Raw genomic sequence first — 16,592 nt, 5'->3', positions numbered from 1 at the left:
AGGCGGTATGCCATCCGCCGATCCTCTCCACTGACCAGGGACCAGCCATGCCAAATCTGCCCGCGCAAATGACCGTCGTTGCCATCAGCAAGCCGGGTGGCCCTGAGGTGCTGGTGCCGGAGACCCGCGCGGTGCCGGTGCCAAAGGCCGGCGAGATTTTGGTCAAGGTCGCGGCCGCCGGCGTCAATCGTCCCGACGTCGCGCAGCGCTCCGGCTCCTATCCGCCGCCGCCCGGCGCCAGCGACCTGCCCGGCCTCGAAATCGCGGGCGAAGTGGTCGCGCTCGGCGAAGGCGCAAAGCACAAGATCGGCGACAAGGTGATGTCGCTGGTCGCCGGCGGCGGCTACGCGCAATATTGCATCGCGCAGGACGCGCAGGCGATGACCGTGCCGCCCTCGCTGTCGATGCAGGAAGCCGGCGCGATTCCGGAAACGCTGATGACGGTGTGGCACAATGTGTTCGAGCGCGGCGCGCTGCAGCCCGGGGAGACGCTGCTGATCCACGGCGGCTCGTCGGGCATCGGCACGATGGCGATCCAGCTTGCCAAGGCGTTCGGCGCCAAGGTGATCGTCACCGTCGGCTCGCAGGACAAGGCCGATGCCTGCCTCAAGCTCGGCGCCGATCACGCGGTCAATTACAAGACCGAGGATTTCGTCGAGGCGGTGAAGAAGGCCACCGGCGGCAACGGCGCCAATGTCATCCTCGACATGGTGGGCGGCGATTATATCGACCGGAACTATGACGCCGCCGCGGTCGAGGGCCGCATCGTCCAGATCGCGTTCCTGTCGGGAACACCGAAGGCCACGGCCAATTTCGCCAAGCTGATGGTCAAGCGGCTGCACCACACCGGCTCGACCCTGCGCCCCCGTAGTAATGCGGACAAGGCGGCGATGGTCGCGGCGATCGAGGCGAAGGTGCTGCCCTTGCTGCGCGAAGGCCGCGTCAAACCGCTGATGGACAGCACATTCCCGCTGGAAAAGGCCGCCGACGCGCATCGGCGCATGGAGACCAGCGAACATATTGGCAAAATTGTGTTGGCGGTTTAACCCTCGCGACGGAAGCAGGGGCGGAAACCCTTTGATTCCCTTCGCTTTCGTGTCATTTATCGCGCCACCGCCGGGCCGGTCGCCGGGTCCGGTCAGTTTGTCGATCGCGGAGTACTGACATTGCGTCTGATCAGGTGCCTTGCGCTGCTCGCGCTGGGCCTCATGATGTTTGCCGCCGCGCCTGCCGCGTATGCGATCGACGCGGTCAGCGTGCGCAGCGATGCGCCCGCGATCGATCTGACGGCGGTTCTCGACCATCAGCGCAGTGAAGCCGACCGCATCCAGGTCTCCACCGCCCCCGGAACCGACGGCATCGTGCGCCGCATCGAGGTTCGCGCCCGCGAAGGCGGCCAGAACTGGGTGGTGTTCGCGCTCGCCAACAACACCGACGACCAGCTCGACCGCCTGATCGTTGCGCCGCACTACCGCATCGTGTCGTCCGGCTTGCTGTGGCCCGACCTCGGCCTGTCGCGCATCGCCACCATCACGCCGTCGGTCGGCGATCGTCCGGAGCGGCAGGAGAGCCCGACCGCCGACGTCTTCCGCATCACGCTCGATCCCGGCGCCGTCGTCACCTATGTCGCGGAACTGCGCACGGACAAGCTGCCGCAGCTGTATCTGTGGGAACCCGACGCCTACAAGGACAAGGTCAACTCGTTCACGCTGTACCAGGGCATCGTGATCGGCATCTCGGGCCTGCTCGCGCTCGTGCTCACGATCTTGTTTGTGGTCAAGGGCAGTATCATGTTCCCGGCCGCCGCGGCGCTGGCCTGGGCGGTGCTGGTCTATATCGGCGTCGACTTCGGCTTCTGGGGCAAGGTGCTCGACATGTCGAACAACGCCGAGCGCGTCTGGCGCGCGGCGGGCGAGGCGATCCTCGCGGCGACGCTGCTGGTGTTCCTGTTCGCATATCTCAATCTCAGTCGCTGGCACGTCCGCTACTCGCACATCACGATCGGCTGGCTGGTCTTCCTCGGCTCGCTGGTCGCGCTGGCGCTGTTCGACCCCGCGGTCGCCTCCGGCATCGCGCGCATGTCGCTGGTGATGATCGCCTTCGCCGGCTTCGCGCTGATCGTCTATCTCTCGACCCACGGCTTCGACCGCGCGGTGCTGTTGATACCGACCTGGTTCCTGCTGGTGGTCTGGGTGGTCGCGGCCGGCATGACGGTCGCAGGCTCCGTCACCAACGACATCGTCGGCCCGGCGCTGCTGGGCGGCCTGGTGCTGATCGTGATGCTGATCGGATTCACGGTGATGCAGCATGCCTTCGCCGGCGGCGGCGCCACCACCGGCGTCGTCTCCGATGTCGAGCGCCGGGCGCTGGCGCTGACCGGCTCCGGCGATCTGATCTGGGATTGGGACGTGTCCGCCGACAAGGTGTTCACCAGCCCCGAGACCGAGGCCCTGCTCGGCCTCAAGCGCGGCACGCTGGAAGGCCCGGCGGCGAAATGGCTCGAGGTACTGCACCCGCTCGACCAGGACCGCTTCCGCGCTGCGCTCGACAGCGTGCTCGACCAGCGCCGCGGCCGCCTGGTGCAGGATTTCCGGCTCCGCACGCCGGACGGCCACTTCATGTGGTTCGCGCTCAAGGCGCGGCCGGTGGTCGGCTCCGACGGCGAGGTCTCGCGCGTGGTCGGCACCCTCACCGACGTCACCGAGTTCAAGAACTCCGAAGAGCGGATGCTTCATGACTCCGTGCACGACAATCTGACCGGCCTGCCGAACCGTAGGCTGTTCATGGACCGCCTCGGCGCGGTGGCGAATCTCGCCAAGACCATGCCGAACCTGCGGCCGACGTTAATGGTGATCGACCTCGACCGCTTCAAGCAGGTCAACGATTCCGTCGGGATTGCGGTCGGCGATTCCATTTTGCTGACGCTGGCGCGGCGGCTGACCCGCATCCTCAAGCCGCAGGACACGCTGGCGCGCATGGCCGGCGACCAGTTCGGCCTGATCCTGCTGTCGGAGCAGGACCCGGCACGGATCACCAATTTCGCCGAGACCATCCGCAAGACCATCCGCGCGCCGATCGCGTTCAACGACCGCGAGATCTTCCTGACCGCCTCGATCGGCCTTGCGCTGTCCGACCCGGCGGCGCCGCTGACCGACGAGATCATCAAGGACGCCGAGCTTGCGATGTATCATTCCAAGCGGATCGGCGGCGACCGCATCGACGTCTACAAGCCGGCGATGCGGGCGCGCAAGACCGACCGCCTGACGCTGGAGAGCGACCTGCGCCGCGCCATCGAGCGGCAGGAGATCACGATCCTGTACCAGCCGATCGTGCGGCTGGAGGATCGCGCGATCGCCGGCTTCGAGGCGCTGGCGCGCTGGGATCATCCCAAGCTCGGCCGGATGTCGCCGTCGGAGTTCATCAACGTCGCCGAGGAGACCGGCCTGATCGTCGATCTCGGCATGTTCGTGATGGACCAGACCGCGCGGCAGCTCGCGGTGTGGCAGCGCGCGATGCGCGCCCGCGAGCCGATCTTCGCCTCGGTCAACGTGTCGTCGCGGCAGCTGCTGCGCCACGATCTGATCCACGATATCCGCACCGTGCTGTCGCGCTCCTCGGTGGCGCGCGGCACGCTGAAGCTTGAGCTGACGGAATCGCTGGTCATGGAGAACCCGGAGCACGCCGCCCAGATGCTGGCGCGGATCCGCGAGCTCGGCACCGGGCTGTCACTCGACGATTTCGGCACCGGCCACTCCTCGCTGTCCTATCTGCAGCGCTTCCCGTTCGACACCATCAAGATCGACCAGTCGTTCGTCCGCACCACCAGCCGCGGCACCCGCCCGGTGATCCTGAAATCGATCATCGCGCTGGCCCACGATCTCGGGATGGAGGTGGTGGCGGAAGGCGCCGAGACGGATTCGGACGCCGTCGAGCTCTACCAGCTCGGCTGCGAATACGCCCAGGGCTTTGCCTTCGGCGAGCCGATGGACGCCGATGCGGCGACCCGGCTGCTCACCGAGGAACGGCTGGAAGCCGCGAGCTAACTCTTGTCGTCCCGGCCCCGTGCGCAATTGCGCACGGGAGCCGGGACCCATACGCCGCGGCCCATCCATGACGCGCTGGGGCCGGTTGCCTTCCTAACAACAACGCCCTGTGGTTATGGGTCCCGGCGTTCGCCGGGACGACGGTTAGGCATGCGCTTGAACCTGACGCTCTTGCCGTCGGCCTGGCGGGTGGCGATGTAGCCGGCCTCGAGGCAGGCCTCGCGCTGCGGCATCTTCTCCTGCGGGCTGCGCAACGTCTCCCACCACGAGGCCCGGTGCGCGGCGCGCGGCAGCGCCGCATCGATGATCGCCTCGATCTCCTCGAAGGTCAGCACGAATTCCGGCAGATGCTGCTTCTTCAGATAATCCCGCAATGCGTCGTAGTCGTTCACAACGTCCTCGATGACAAAAGTCCGGCAACCACCCGTTAACCCATTCGGCGGCTGCTGTCGCCATTTAAGGCGACAACAAGATTTCCCGTTGCATGACGGCGCATTGGAGCGGGACATGTCATTTCGACGGGGAAACGACGCAAGGCGGCGCTGGCGGCTATCGGCAAAGCTGCTGATCGCGGCGTCGGTTGCGACCGTCCTCGGCTTCTCCGCGGTCTGCGCCGGCGTGATGTTCGACATGCGCCGCGGCGAGGAGGAACTGGCCCGCCGCACCCTGGAGAATCTGGCGTCGGGAATCGAGGCCGACATCAGCCGCAACATCGAGCTCTACGACCTGTCGCTGCGCGCGGTCGCCAGCAATCTCGAGATGCCGGAGATCCGCAATATCAGCAAGGAACTGCGCCAGCTGATCCTGTTCGATCACGCCGCGACCGCAAAACATTTCGGCGCGATCCAGGTGTTCGACACCAAGGGCAATTTGACCATCGACGCGGCGAGCCTCGATCCACGGCCGGAGAACCGCAGCGACGAGGAGTATTTCACGGTCCAGCGCGACAATCCCAATGCCGGGCTTTACATCAGCCGGCCGATGCTGCATCGCGGCGCCTACGCCATCGTGCTGAGCCGGCGCATCGTCGACGACGAGGGCCGCTTCCTTGGCGTCGTGGTCGGCTCGATCCGCTTCAGCTATTTCCACGATCTGTTCGGGCGGCTGAACCTCATGCCGGGCGACACCATCACCGTGCTGCGCAACGACCGCACCATCATCATGCGGACGCCGTTCGATCTCGACGTGATCGGCAAGAGCCTCGCGGAGCAGCTCGACTGGAAGGCCGAGAACCTGAAGGTGGGCGGCGCCTTCTCCGGCAAGGGCCCGGTCGACGACATACCGCGGCTCTATGTCAGGCGCAGCAGCTCCGGGCCGCTTTACGTGGTGGTCGGCAAGCCGCTCGAAGCCGTCTTCAACCTCTGGCGCACCGAGGCCATTCGCATCGGCGCGATCATGGCGTTTCTGATCCTGTTCGTGCTCAGCGCAACGCTGGTGCTCGCCCGCGAGATCGTCCGCCGCGCCGACGCCGAGGACAAGCTCGAGGAGATGGCGACCACCGACGCCCTCACCGGCCTGAAGAACCGGCGCAAGTTCGACGGCGAGATCGAGCGCGAATGGCGCCGGGCCGGCCGCTACGGCCAGCCGGTCGCGCTATTGATGATCGATGCCGATCATTTCAAGGCCTACAACGACACCTATGGGCATCAGGCCGGCGACCAGGTGCTGGTCGGGATCGCGATCTGCATTTCGGACGCGGTGCGCCGGGCCGGCGATTGCCCGGCGCGCTTCGGCGGCGAGGAATTCGCGGTGCTGCTGCCCAACATAACCGCGCTCGAAGCCTTCAACCTGGCCGAGACCATCCGCCACAAGGTCCAGCAATGGTGCGCGGGCGAACTGATCACGACGGTCAGCATCGGCGTCGCCAGCATGCGGCCGACCGCGGGCCAGCAATGGTCCGATCTGATCGAGGCCGCCGACAAGGCGCTCTACGCCGCCAAGGCCAACGGCCGCAACCAGTCGGTGCTCGCAACCGTGCCGAAGATCGCGCTGGTGGCGTGAGGGGCCAAGCGGCTGCAAAATACCGGGCTTCACGGGCAATCAGTTAGACGCGAAGCCCTCTCCGCATCGTCGTCCCGGCGAAGGCCGGGACCCATAACCACAGGCCCTCGTCGTCGAAGCGAGCTGTGGCCCCAGCGTCGCGCAACAATGAGCATTTGGGGTAATGGGTCCCGGCCTTCGCCGGGACGACACTGAGTTTGTTGCGGCGTCGAAACTCAGACATGGGCATTCTGAACGCTGCGGCGCCGCCGGCGCCGCCTCAGCCCCGCCGCTTCTTCGTCGGCTTCTTGCCGAACTTCGGCTTCGCCGACACGTCCGGCCACTGCGTGGGTCCGGCGTGGCTGGACTTGCCCGGGTGCTTCTTTTTCTTTCCGAACCGCGGCTCGTCGCCGGATTTCGGCCTGAAGCCTTTTCCGTCCCGATCGGATCGGAACGAGTCCCTGGATTCCTTCTTTGACGCGTATTCCTGACGCGAACCGCTCGCGCCTTCGCTCGAAAATGCTCTGGCCTCTCGGTCCGGCGTGCCGCGCCGCTTTCCTGCACCCTCGGCGCGCGGCGCGCTGTATCCGCCGTCGCCATCGTCGCGCCAGGGCTTGCGCGCCGGCTTCTCGCGCACCTCTCCCTGCGGCGCGCCCGCCAGCGGCTCGATGCGGATGCTGTCTTCCTTGTCCGGACGCTTGATCTTAACCGCGAAGGAATCCGCGACCCGCGCGGCGATCTCGAATTCGGTGCTCGTATCCATGATCTTGATCGCGCCGATGTCGCGCTTGTCGATGCCGCCACGGCGGCAAATCATCGGCAGCAGCCAGCGGGCTTCGGCGTTCTTCCGGCGTCCGATCGCGGCGCGGAACCAGACGGTCGCCTCCTCCATGCCGTGACGCGCGGAGGACTTGCCGGTCTTCGATCGCGGCCCGGCGGCACGATCATCGCGCCGCGAGGCGCGCTCGCCGCGGTCCCGGCCCCGTCCCTCGCCGGGATCGAGAATGTCTTCGGGCGCAGGCAGCCGCGCGCGGTAGAGCCGGGCGAGCGCTGCGGCAATCGCCTCGGGCGCGCGTTCGGCGAGCAAGGCCTGCGCCAGCGCCAGATCGTCTGATGTCGCCTCTTCGGAGAACACTGCATCCTGCAGCAGGCGATCATGGTCGAGCTTGCGGATCTCCTCCGCCTGCGGCGCGGAGCCCCAGACCACATCGATGCCGGCAAGATCGAGCAGCAATTCGGCGCGCCGCCGCCGTGCCGGCGGCACCAGCAGGATGCTGACGCCCTTGCGGCCGGCGCGGCCGGTACGGCCCGAGCGATGCTGCATGACCTCCGGGTCTTTCGGCAGATCTGCGTGAATGACGAGATCGAGGCTCGGCAGGTCGATGCCGCGCGCCGCGACGTCGGTCGCGACGCAAACCCGCGACCGCCCGTCGCGCAACGCCTGCAGCGCCTGGGTCCGCTCGTTCTGGGTCATTTCGCCCGACAGCGCGGCGACGGAGAACCCGCGCTCGAGCAGCGCCGCCTGCAAATGCCGGACGGCCTCACGGGTGTTGCAAAACACCAGCGCGCTCGGCGCCTCATGGAAACGCAGCACGTTGACGACGGCGTGCTCGACGTCGTCGGCAGCCACCCGGATGGCGCGGTACTCGATATCGGCATGGCCGCCCTCGTCACCCGCGACCTCGATCCGGAACGCCTGCTCTTGATACTGCTTGGCGAGGGCAACGATGCCGCGCGGGAACGTCGCCGAGAACAGCAAGGTGCGGCGGGTGTCCGGCGTGGTCTCGAGGATGAATTCCATATCCTCGCGGAAACCGAGATTGAGCATCTCATCGGCCTCGTCGAGCACGACGACCTTGAGTTCCGAAATGTCGAGACGGCCGCGCCGCAAATGGTCGCACAACCGGCCGGGCGTCCCGACCACGATGTGGGCACCCTCGGCAAGCTCGCGCTGCTCGCGGCGCGGATCCATGCCGCCGACGCAGGAGACGACGCGGCCGTCGGCCTGTTCATAAAGCCAAGCAAGCTCGCGCTGGACCTGCAAGGCGAGCTCGCGGGTCGGCGCGACGATCAGGGCCAGCGGGGCGGCGGCCGGCTCGAACCGCTCGGCGCCGTCGAGCAGGTCCTTTGCCATGGCCAAGCCGTAGGCAACGGTCTTGCCCGAGCCGGTCTGGGCTGAAACCAGGAGATCGCGGTCCACAGCGTCGTCCGCGAGCACGGCGAGCTGGACCGGGGTCGGTTGATCGTAGTTGCGCTCAGCCAAGGCGCGGGCGAGCGGCGAACTTGTGGTCGGAAAGGGCACGAGATGGGAAACCTTGATTGGTCCGGGCGCAGAACGTCGAGCGGGACGACCTGGAGCTGCGTACCCGGCAAGCGGCACAGCCGCATGACGATTTGGGCTGCTTTACGCCAAGAGGCGCCAAATCGCCATGCCCCATCGCAGAAAAGCTGGCGCGCGGATCAGGCGGGCTGCCCGATCGGGGCCGTAGGGCCGGTCAGCGCGATGGCGGGTGGCGGCTTTGCCTGATCCGCAAGACCGTCCGATCGGCGAAAGCCGCCGCTACTTGGCGCCTTGGCGCATCTGAGAGGTCAAGAGGAACGAGAACGGGACCAGCACCGTTGCGGGACTCCCCGGACGCGGCATCACTTCGCCTTGAGTGCCTTCTCGTGGCTCTCGAGCGCCGCTGTCATCAGCTTCGGCAATTGCGCGGCATAGATTTCGATGAAGGTGGCATCGCCGCAGGCCTCCGGATCGCGCGCGGCCTGCTCGGCGATGCGCGCGGCCCTGGCCTCGCATTTCGCGAACATGTGCCAGAACCAGTCGGCATTCTTGCCGAGTGCCGGCTTGTTCTTCTTGATGACGGCGGCGCCGACCGCGCTCATCGCGCTGACGACGCCGGCGCCCAGCGTGCTGATGGCGCGCGCGTTGAGGATGTCCTCGCGCCCTTGCGCGGTGGCGTTGGTCGCGGTCGCTCGTCCCTTGGCCGGCATGCTGTGAGCTCCTTCGATCCCTGCGGCGGATGCAGCATCGGCCGGGGAAGTTGAGGAAAGCTCAAGGGGCATGGTTGAAAACCGCTATGGATTTCATTCCGGTTTTATGCGCTTCCGAGCGATCGGGCCTGGAGGGGAGTTTTGCCCTCTTCTCCGCGCGGGAATCCGTCAGGCGTCGTTACCCTTTGGCGCCGTAGCGGCGGATCAACTGATTGGCGACATCGTCGAGATCATTGCCGACGACCTGCGGCTGCGGGCCGACGCCGAGGACATCGTTGCCGGGACGCTTGATCAGCGCGGCCTCCCAGCCGGCCGCGACCGCGCCCAGCGTGTCCCAGGTGTGGCAGGCGATCAGGCAGAACTCCGAGGGCTTTGCCCCGAGCTCCTTCTCGACATAGCCATAGGCCTGCCGCGACGGCTTGTGATGCTTGACGCCGTCGGCGGAGAAGCGCCGCTCGAACAGATCGACGATGCCGCCATGGGTCAGCTGCCGGGTCTGCACCTCGAGCAGATTGTCGGTTAGCGTGAACAGGCGGAAACCCGCCGCGCGCAGCCTGCGCAGCGCGCCGGGCACCTCGCCGTGCGGCGGCATGGTGGAGAATTTCTCGGTCAGCTCCTGCTTGTCGGCATCGTCGATCCTGATGCCGCGGGTGTCGGCCAGCATCTTCATGACCGCGGCGCCGATATCGGTGAACGGCACGTAACACCCCGCGACGGTGAGCGAGGCCGAGTACATGATGAAGTTGGCGAACCACAGCCGCATCGCGCTCTTGTCGTTGAAGATGCGCGCGAACACTGGCTCCATGGTCTCGAGGTCGAGCAGGGTTTCGTTGACGTCGAACACGATCAAGGGAAGTGCCATTTTTTTCTCCGTTTGGTTGGGTTTGGTTCTCAGCCCCTGTCCTTCATCCGGCTGCGGTGCGCGGCCTGCTTGGCGCGGTTGCCGCAGATCGCCATGCTGCACCATCGGCGCGCCCGCGCCCGCGTGTGGTCGGCGAACATCAGCGTGCAGGCCGGGCCCTCGCACGCCTTGATGTCGGAGAAGCTTTCCTCGCAGACGACCCTGGCCATCGCTTCCCCAATCGGCAGCAGCAATGTTTCGGCCGAGCGCCAGCGCCGCGTCCGCTCCAGCGCGAAACCGTCATGGCCGCCATCGCCGTCCTTGTGGCGATGCGCCACGATCCGGCTGAACGCCTGATCGCTTTCCAGCAGCCGGTTCAGCGGCTCGATCTCCTTGAGCGCGCGAGGCGCCAGCGGCCGGCCCATATGCTTGCGCACGAAGCCGCGGAACCACTCGCGCAAATCGCGGGCCTGACCGGCGACGTCGTCGAGCTCGCCCGGCGTCGCGCGCGCCTTGAGCTCGTCGAGCACATCGGGCGGCACCAGCTGCGCCTGCGCGAGCCAGCGCAGCAGGCCGTCGCCATCGCCGATCCAGTCGACCGGCGTATCGACCGGGGTCGCAATCGAATTGATGAAATCGATGCCCAGGCTGTCTGCGATGAACATCGCGGGCGGATGGGATTGCACGGTGACGCCCTCCTGGCGGCTTTCTGACGGCTTCCTCAGACGCAAAATAGTAACCTGATAAAATCCGTTTGACAAGTTACGCGCATTGGATCATAAGCGCAGTAACCTCTCAAACAGCATTTTAGAGGTTATTCGGAATCGGCCTGAAACGAGGGAGCGGACAATGTCGAACAAGGATGTCAGCGTGGTGCTTGCGCATGGCGCGTGGGCCGATGGCTCGAGCTGGGCGCGGGTGATCACGGCGCTCGATGCCGAGGGCATCAGGGCGGTAGCGGCGCCGCTGCCCCTCACCTCGCTCGCCGACGACGTCGCCGCGCTGAACCGCACCCTGGACCGCGTCGCGGGCCCGGTGGTGCTGGTTGGCCATGCCTATGCCGGCGCCGTGATCGCCGAGACCCGCTCGCCGCGCGTCAAGGCGCTGGTCTATGTCGCGGCGCTGGCGCCGGATGAAGGCGAGACGGTCGCCGACGTATTCTACCGCCTGCCGCCGCATCCGTTCGCGCCGAAGCTCGCGCCCGACGCCAATGGCTTGATCTGGCTGCCGGAGTCCGCTTTCGCGGCGGCCTTCGCGCAAGGCGCGCGCTCCGAGGACCTTGCGGTACTCGCCGCGGTGCAGCGGCCGATCTCGCCAGCCTGCATCACCGTGCCGGTCGGCCGCCCGCTCTGGAAGGACGTCCCGAGCTGGTTCCTGGTTGCCGAGGACGACCGGATGATCGCGCCCGAGACCCAGCGCAGCATGGCGGCGCGGATGCAGGCGACCGTGCGCTCACATCCCGTCGATCATACCCCGATCGTCACCGCGCCGAAGCTCGTCACCGACATCATCCGGGAAGCGGTCGAGAGCGTTACAGAGCACTGACCTCTTCCCACGATTTCGGACAGGAGAGCTGCCATGCAGGAGAAACGTCTCTCGGCCGACCGGCTCGGCGCGTTTTCCGATGCAGTGATCGCCGTCATCATCACGGTGATGGTGCTGGAGCTGAAGGCGCCGGAGGGCTCGCGGTTCGCCGACCTGCTGCCGCTGTGGCCGACCGCGATCAGCTACGCCGCGAGCTATCTGTTCATCGCGGTGATCTGGGTCAATCATCACCATCTGCTGCATCTGGTGCGGCAGCCGACGCCGCGGTTGATCTGGCTGAACTTCGTGCATCTGTTCGCGGTTTCACTGCTGCCGTTTGCCACCGCATGGGTCGCGCGATCGCACATGGCCGCCGCGCCGGTGGTGGTCTATGCAGTCATCTTCCTGCTGATCGATCTCGCCTATCTCGCCTTCGAGCGCACGGTGCTGGCGCAGGCAGACCAGAGCCTGATCTCCGAGCGCGTGCGGACATGGACGCAGCGCCGCACCTTGCTCGCCGTGCTGGTGTTCGCGGCCGGCGCCGCCATCGCCCCGTTCATGCCGCTGCTGGGCTTTGCCACCGTGTGCTGCGCCCTGCTGCTCTATCTGCGTCCCGAAGCGATCAGCGGGCTCGCGAAGCAAATCAAATCCTAAGTCCCGGAACTCACCAACGCACGATCACAAGGAGTGACAGATGTCCCAGGTCAAATACCGCATTGCCGATGTCGACGGCTTTAACATCTTCTATCGCGAAGCCGGTTCGCCCGGCGCGCCAAAGCTGCTGCTGCTGCACGGCTTCCCGAGCGCCGGCCACATGTTCCGCGATCTGATCCCGCAGCTCGCGGACAAATTCCACATCGTGGCGCCGGATTTGCCCGGCTTCGGCCAGACGGACATGCCGCCGCGCGACAAGTTCAACTACACTTTCGACAGCATCGCCGGCGTCATCGATCGCTTTACCGAGGTGATCGGCTTCGATCGCTTCGCGGTCTATGTGTTCGATTATGGCGCGCCGACCGGCTTCCGCCTGGCGGTCAAGCATCCGGAGCGGATCACGGCGATCATCTCCCAGAACGGCAACGCCTATCAGGAAGGCCTCAGCGACGGCTGGACGCCGATCAAGGCCTATTGGCAGGATCCCTCGCCGGCGAACCGCGACGCCTTGCGTGCGTTCCTGACGCCGGAGACCACGCGCTGGCAGTACACCCACGGCACATCAGATCCGGCGGCGGTGTCGCCGGACGGCCAGAACCTCGACAACTACTACATGGCGCGGCCCGGCGCGCACGACGTGCAGCTCGATCTGTTCGGCGACTACAAGAGCAACGTTGCGCTCTACCCCACCTTCCAGACTTACTTCCGCACCCACCAGCCGCCGTTCCTCGCGGTGTGGGGCAAGAACGATCCGTTCTTCCTGCCGCCGGGCGCCGAGGCGTTCAAGCGCGACAATCCGAAGACGGTGGTCAAATTTTTCGACACCGGCCACTTTGCGCTGGAAACGCACGCCGCCGAGATTGCGCAGGCCATCCGCGAGTTCCTGAGCCGCTGAAGGTGGCGGCAGCGACAACTCCATCCGCGTCATTGCGAGCGAAGCGAAGCAATCCATAGCTCCGCACAACGGAAGGATGGATTGCTTCGTCGCTGTCGCTCCTCGCAATGACGGGCTCACATCCACTCAGTCACGCCGACCACTCCAAGGAAATGCACATGACCCAATCCGTCGCCATCGTGACCGGCGCCAGCTCCGGCATCGGACGCGCCGCCGCGCTGCGGCTCGCGCGGGATTTTTCCGCCATCGTCCTCGTCGCGCGCAGCGGCGAGAGGCTGCGCGAGGCCGGTCAGGAGATCGAAAGACGCGGCAGCACGCCGCTGGCGCTCGAGCTCGATCTCGCCGCGCCTGATGCCGCTGATGAAATCGTCAAGGCCACGCTGGATCGCTTCGGCCGCATCGACGCGCTGGTCAATGTCGCAGGCTCAGTGCCCGGGCTCGATCTGTTCGAGCTGACCGACCAGCAATGGGACGCCGGCCTCGCGCTCAAATTCCACGGCGCCAGGCGGCTGACGATCCGCGCCTGGGACGCGCTGAAAGCGTCGCAAGGCGCTGTCATCTTCACGTCAGGCAATGCCGCCGTGCTGCCCCGCGCCGGCGCCGCCGCGGTGGGCACGATCAACGCCGCGATCGAGGCACTTGCAAAAGCCTTCGCCGAGCGCGGCATCGACGACGGCGTGCAGGTGAACTGCGTGTCCCCGGGCGCCGTGATAACCGGACGCCGCCTCGCGATGCTGGAGAAGGCCGCGGCAACCAGGCAAGTCGATGTCGACACCGCCAAGGCCGGCTTCCTCAGGCAGGCCGGCATCAGACGGTTCGGCACGCCGGAGGAGATCGCCGACCTCGTCGCCTATGCCGTGTCGCCGCCGGCGCGCTGGATGACCGGCACCGTGCTGCGCATCGATGGCGGCGAGATAAGGACTGTCTGACATCGCCGCGCTATTGCCGATCCGCGCGCGGTCATGCTTTCGGCCCCTGCGCGGCACGTGCCGCGAACATCGCGAGCAGCCGGCCCCAATCGCCTTCGGTATCGAAGATGCGGCGCATCTCGGCGGCGCGGGCGCCGTAACGGTCGAGCTTGCGGTGCTCGAGCTCGACGCGGGTGGCGTCCTTGCCGTCGGCAATGAAGCGCACCTCGATCTCGGTCTTCAGGTTCGGATCGTATTGCCAGTCCGCGGTGATGTCCCACGACAGCACGAGGCGCGACGGGGGCTCCCAGAGCAGCACGCTGCCCCAGTCGCAGGTACTGCCGTCGTCGCCGCGTTCGTACCAGCGGCCGCCGACGCGCGGCTCCATGATTGCATCGACCGCATTGGTCTTGCCGATCTTGTAATGCGCGAGCGGCCACCACGTGCCCATCTGCTCGGTGAAGACGCGCCAGGCCACCGCCGGCGGCGCCTCGACATTCATCACCTTGCGGACGCTGTAGGGATCGTAATTGTCGGAGGTCGCTTGCATCGTCATCGGGATCTCCTCTCTTTGGCGGCTTCGCGTTCGGCCGCTTGCTTGAAGGCGGTGAGTGTCTTGTCCCAGAATCCGTCGAGCCAGCCGCGCAGGCTCTCCAACCCGCGGGTGTCGATGGCATAGAGCCGCCGCGTGCCTTCGATCCGCACCACGGCAAGGCCGGCGTCCTTCAGCACCCGAAGATGCTGCGACACTGCCGGACGGCTCACCTTGAGGCCGTCGGCGATCTCCTGCACCGATCGATTGCCCTCGCGCAACCGTTTGAACACCATGCGGCGGGTCGGGTCTCCCAGCGCGTCGAGCGCGCGTTCGGCGCTGATCATGATCGTATCGTCCGTTGTCGGATTTAACGTAAGTCAACACTTACGGTAAGTCAAGACTAACGCTCGGTTCCAAATGAAACGGCGCGGCTCCGATCGAAGCCGCGCCGTTCAAGTCGTCTTGCCGCAAGTGCAGGCGCTTACGCCGCCGTCACGCGCCAGATCACGTTGCCAACGTCGTCGGCCACCAGCAGCGAGCCGTCGGGGCCGAGCGCGACGCCCACCGGGCGGCCGTACGACACCTTCTCGTCGGGCGCGAGGAAGCCCGAAAGGATGTCGCGCGGCGGCCCCGCGGGACGGCCGTCCGCGAACGGCACGAACACCACCTTGTAGCCTGACAGCGTCGAGCGATTCCACGAGCCGTGCTGGCCGATCACCATGCCGTCGGGAAAACCCGGCAGCGTGCCCTGCGGCATCCAGCACAGGCCGAGCGAGGCGGTGTGGCCGCCGAGCGCGTAGTCCGGCTGGATCGCCTTGGCGACCATCGCCGGATCCTGCGGCACGCGATCGTCGACCGTCTTGCCCCAGTAGCAATAAGGCCAGCCGTAGAAGCCGCCGTCGCGTACCGAGGTCAGATAGTCCGGCGGCGTCTCGTCGCCGAGGCCGTCGCGCTCATTGACGACGGTCCACAGCACATTGGTGCTCGGCTCCCACGCGATGCCCACCGGATTGCGCAGGCCGCCGGCGAAGATGCGGCTGGTGCCACCTGCGAGATCGAGCTCGTAGATCGCGGCGCGGCCTTCCTCGACCGCAAAACCGTTCTCGGCGATGTTGCTGAGCGAACCGACGCCGGCATAAAGCTTCTTGCCGTCGGCGCTCGGCAGCAGGCTGCGCGTCCAGTGCCCGTCGGGCTTGAAGCTGACGAGCTTGCGTCCCGGCGCGGTGATGCGATCGGCGCCCGCGGTGTAGGGAAACGCCACGACGCCGTCGGTGTTACCGACATAGAAGGTGTCGCCGACCAGGGCCATGCCGAACGGCTGGCTCAAACCCTCCATGAAGGCGCCGCGACTTTCGGCGACGCCGTCGCCGTCACGGTCGCGCAGCAGCGTGATGCGATTGGCGCTGACGCCGAGCGCCGCGGCGCGCCGCATCGTCGCCTGCATCGCGTAGTGGAAGACGCTGCGCGGCTTTCCTGCGATCTGCGTCGCCTCCGCGATCAGCACGTCGCCGTTGGGCAACACGTTGATCCAGCGCGGATGATCGAGCCCGGCCGCAAAGGCGTTGACCTTGAGCCCGGGCGCGGCGACCGGCTTCTGGTCGTTGTCCCAGCCCCGCGCCGTCGGCATCTTGAGCGTCGGGATCGCGCCCTGCGGTTTGGCCTGCGGGATCTCTGGCGCGCTGCCCCAGGCGGGCGCGGGCTGCGCGCCCTGCATCCGCCGCCACGCCAGGGCGCCGGCCCCGATCGCCGCGACGACGCGGGCAAAAACTCCAGACGTGCTCATGAACTTCCCCTGTATTTGCGCCGTGTTAGCGCGCCTTGTCATTCCCTTGCCGACCGGCCGCGGCCCGCAGCAGCATTCGCATAATGCCGGCCCTGATGACAGTAGTTATACGATCTTCGCAGCCGCGCACGAATCGGGGAGACTGGCCGCACGCTCCCTTGTCAGGGCGCTTTCCTCCCTGAGACCTTGCCCGCCGCAGTGGCGGGCTTCCTTTTACGAACCGCCCCGGTTTTTCGAGGCGCCGCTCGCGCATCCGCCGTTATAGCCATATAAGCATAACGGGTCGGCGACGGATGCATCCTGCCGGGCGGAGCCCGGCAGTGCCCTCCCGGAGCACAAGCCCCTTCACAAGAACCTGATCCCACGCTCGCGCAGATTTGCCTTTGCGAGATGCATGGCAGATCAGGAACGCCGCTCCATGGCGGTCGTTGGTCGGGA

Annotated in this window: 15 protein-coding genes; 7 read left to right on the top strand and 8 right to left on the bottom strand. The window is 66.5% G+C overall.

All coding sequences use genetic code 11. From position 1 onward, the window contains the following. Nucleotides 1–47 precede the first annotated feature (47 nt). Both ACVIYL_RS13390 and ACVIYL_RS13385 read left to right on the top strand, forming a co-directional pair. A complete protein-coding gene (locus ACVIYL_RS13390; protein WP_456778792.1) occupies nucleotides 48–1,046 on the top strand; it encodes an NAD(P)H-quinone oxidoreductase in 999 nt (332 codons plus the stop codon). 120 nt (nucleotides 1,047–1,166) lie between these two features. Further along, nucleotides 1,167–4,043 carry an EAL domain-containing protein gene (locus ACVIYL_RS13385; RefSeq protein WP_076827342.1) on the top strand — a complete coding sequence of 959 codons (2,877 nt, stop codon included), beginning with the start codon at nucleotides 1,167–1,169 and terminating at the stop codon, nucleotides 4,041–4,043. 113 nt (nucleotides 4,044–4,156) lie between these two features. Here the strand turns inward: ACVIYL_RS13385 and ACVIYL_RS13380 are convergent, their stop codons facing one another. Then, nucleotides 4,157–4,435, bottom strand: a complete 279-nt coding sequence (locus ACVIYL_RS13380; RefSeq protein WP_057017704.1) for a DUF7662 domain-containing protein — start codon at nucleotides 4,433–4,435, stop codon at nucleotides 4,157–4,159. Between the two features lie 115 nt (nucleotides 4,436–4,550). Between ACVIYL_RS13380 and ACVIYL_RS13375 the strand changes: the two genes are divergently transcribed. Then, a complete protein-coding gene (locus tag ACVIYL_RS13375; protein WP_456778791.1) occupies nucleotides 4,551–6,044 on the top strand; it encodes a sensor domain-containing diguanylate cyclase in 1,494 nt (497 codons plus the stop codon). Nucleotides 6,045–6,303: 259 nt separating this feature from the next. On the opposite strand, the gene ACVIYL_RS13370 is transcribed toward ACVIYL_RS13375, so the two are convergent. From ACVIYL_RS13370 to ACVIYL_RS13355, 4 genes are all read right to left on the bottom strand, one after another. Next, nucleotides 6,304–8,325 carry a DEAD/DEAH box helicase gene (locus ACVIYL_RS13370; RefSeq protein WP_456778790.1) on the bottom strand — a complete coding sequence of 674 codons (2,022 nt, stop codon included), beginning with the start codon at nucleotides 8,323–8,325 and terminating at the stop codon, nucleotides 6,304–6,306. Nucleotides 8,326–8,666: 341 nt separating this feature from the next. Beyond that, a complete protein-coding gene (locus tag ACVIYL_RS13365) occupies nucleotides 8,667–9,014 on the bottom strand; it encodes a hypothetical protein (protein WP_456778789.1) in 348 nt (115 codons plus the stop codon). 178 nt (nucleotides 9,015–9,192) lie between these two features. Beyond that, a complete protein-coding gene (locus ACVIYL_RS13360) occupies nucleotides 9,193–9,876 on the bottom strand; it encodes a haloacid dehalogenase type II (RefSeq protein ID WP_456778788.1) in 684 nt (227 codons plus the stop codon). A 29-nt stretch (nucleotides 9,877–9,905) separates the two neighbouring features. Next, nucleotides 9,906–10,520: a CGNR zinc finger domain-containing protein gene (locus ACVIYL_RS13355; RefSeq protein WP_456781817.1), complete on the bottom strand. Its 615-nt coding sequence runs from the start codon at nucleotides 10,518–10,520 to the stop codon at nucleotides 9,906–9,908. A gap of 184 nt (nucleotides 10,521–10,704) precedes the next feature. Here ACVIYL_RS13355 and ACVIYL_RS13350 point away from each other — a divergent pair, with 184 nt between their 5' ends. From ACVIYL_RS13350 to ACVIYL_RS13335, 4 genes are all read left to right on the top strand, one after another. Continuing rightward, nucleotides 10,705–11,400: an alpha/beta fold hydrolase gene (locus ACVIYL_RS13350; RefSeq protein ID WP_456778787.1), complete on the top strand. Its 696-nt coding sequence runs from the start codon at nucleotides 10,705–10,707 to the stop codon at nucleotides 11,398–11,400. A gap of 33 nt (nucleotides 11,401–11,433) precedes the next feature. Beyond that, nucleotides 11,434–12,033 carry a TMEM175 family protein gene (locus ACVIYL_RS13345; RefSeq protein WP_310882903.1) on the top strand — a complete coding sequence of 200 codons (600 nt, stop codon included), beginning with the start codon at nucleotides 11,434–11,436 and terminating at the stop codon, nucleotides 12,031–12,033. 40 nt (nucleotides 12,034–12,073) lie between these two features. Beyond that, entirely contained in the window at nucleotides 12,074–12,928 is an 855-nt protein-coding gene (locus ACVIYL_RS13340; RefSeq protein WP_456778786.1) for an alpha/beta fold hydrolase, read from the top strand. A gap of 158 nt (nucleotides 12,929–13,086) precedes the next feature. Continuing rightward, entirely contained in the window at nucleotides 13,087–13,857 is a 771-nt protein-coding gene (locus ACVIYL_RS13335) for an SDR family oxidoreductase (protein WP_456778785.1), read from the top strand. Nucleotides 13,858–13,888: 31 nt separating this feature from the next. Here ACVIYL_RS13335 and ACVIYL_RS13330 read toward each other — a convergent pair whose 3' ends face one another. The 3 genes from ACVIYL_RS13330 to ACVIYL_RS13320 all read right to left on the bottom strand — a co-directional run bounded on the left by ACVIYL_RS13330 (nucleotide 13,889) and on the right by ACVIYL_RS13320 (nucleotide 16,154). Then, entirely contained in the window at nucleotides 13,889–14,392 is a 504-nt protein-coding gene (locus ACVIYL_RS13330; protein WP_225646597.1) for an SRPBCC family protein, read from the bottom strand. Further along, nucleotides 14,389–14,715 (bottom strand): ArsR/SmtB family transcription factor, encoded by a 327-nt coding sequence (locus ACVIYL_RS13325; RefSeq protein WP_092080338.1) that lies wholly within the window; start codon nucleotides 14,713–14,715, stop codon nucleotides 14,389–14,391. Before ACVIYL_RS13325 ends, ACVIYL_RS13330 begins: the two co-directional genes overlap by 4 nt. A gap of 137 nt (nucleotides 14,716–14,852) precedes the next feature. Next, complete coding sequence (locus ACVIYL_RS13320; RefSeq protein WP_456778784.1) at nucleotides 14,853–16,154, bottom strand: PQQ-dependent sugar dehydrogenase; 1,302 nt, start codon at nucleotides 16,152–16,154, stop codon at nucleotides 14,853–14,855. Nucleotides 16,155–16,592 lie beyond the last annotated feature (438 nt).

Source organism: Bradyrhizobium sp. USDA 3315 (assembly GCF_054056795.1).
Note: the sequence above shows the minus strand (reverse complement) of the source record. Positions and strands in the feature narration are given on the sequence as shown.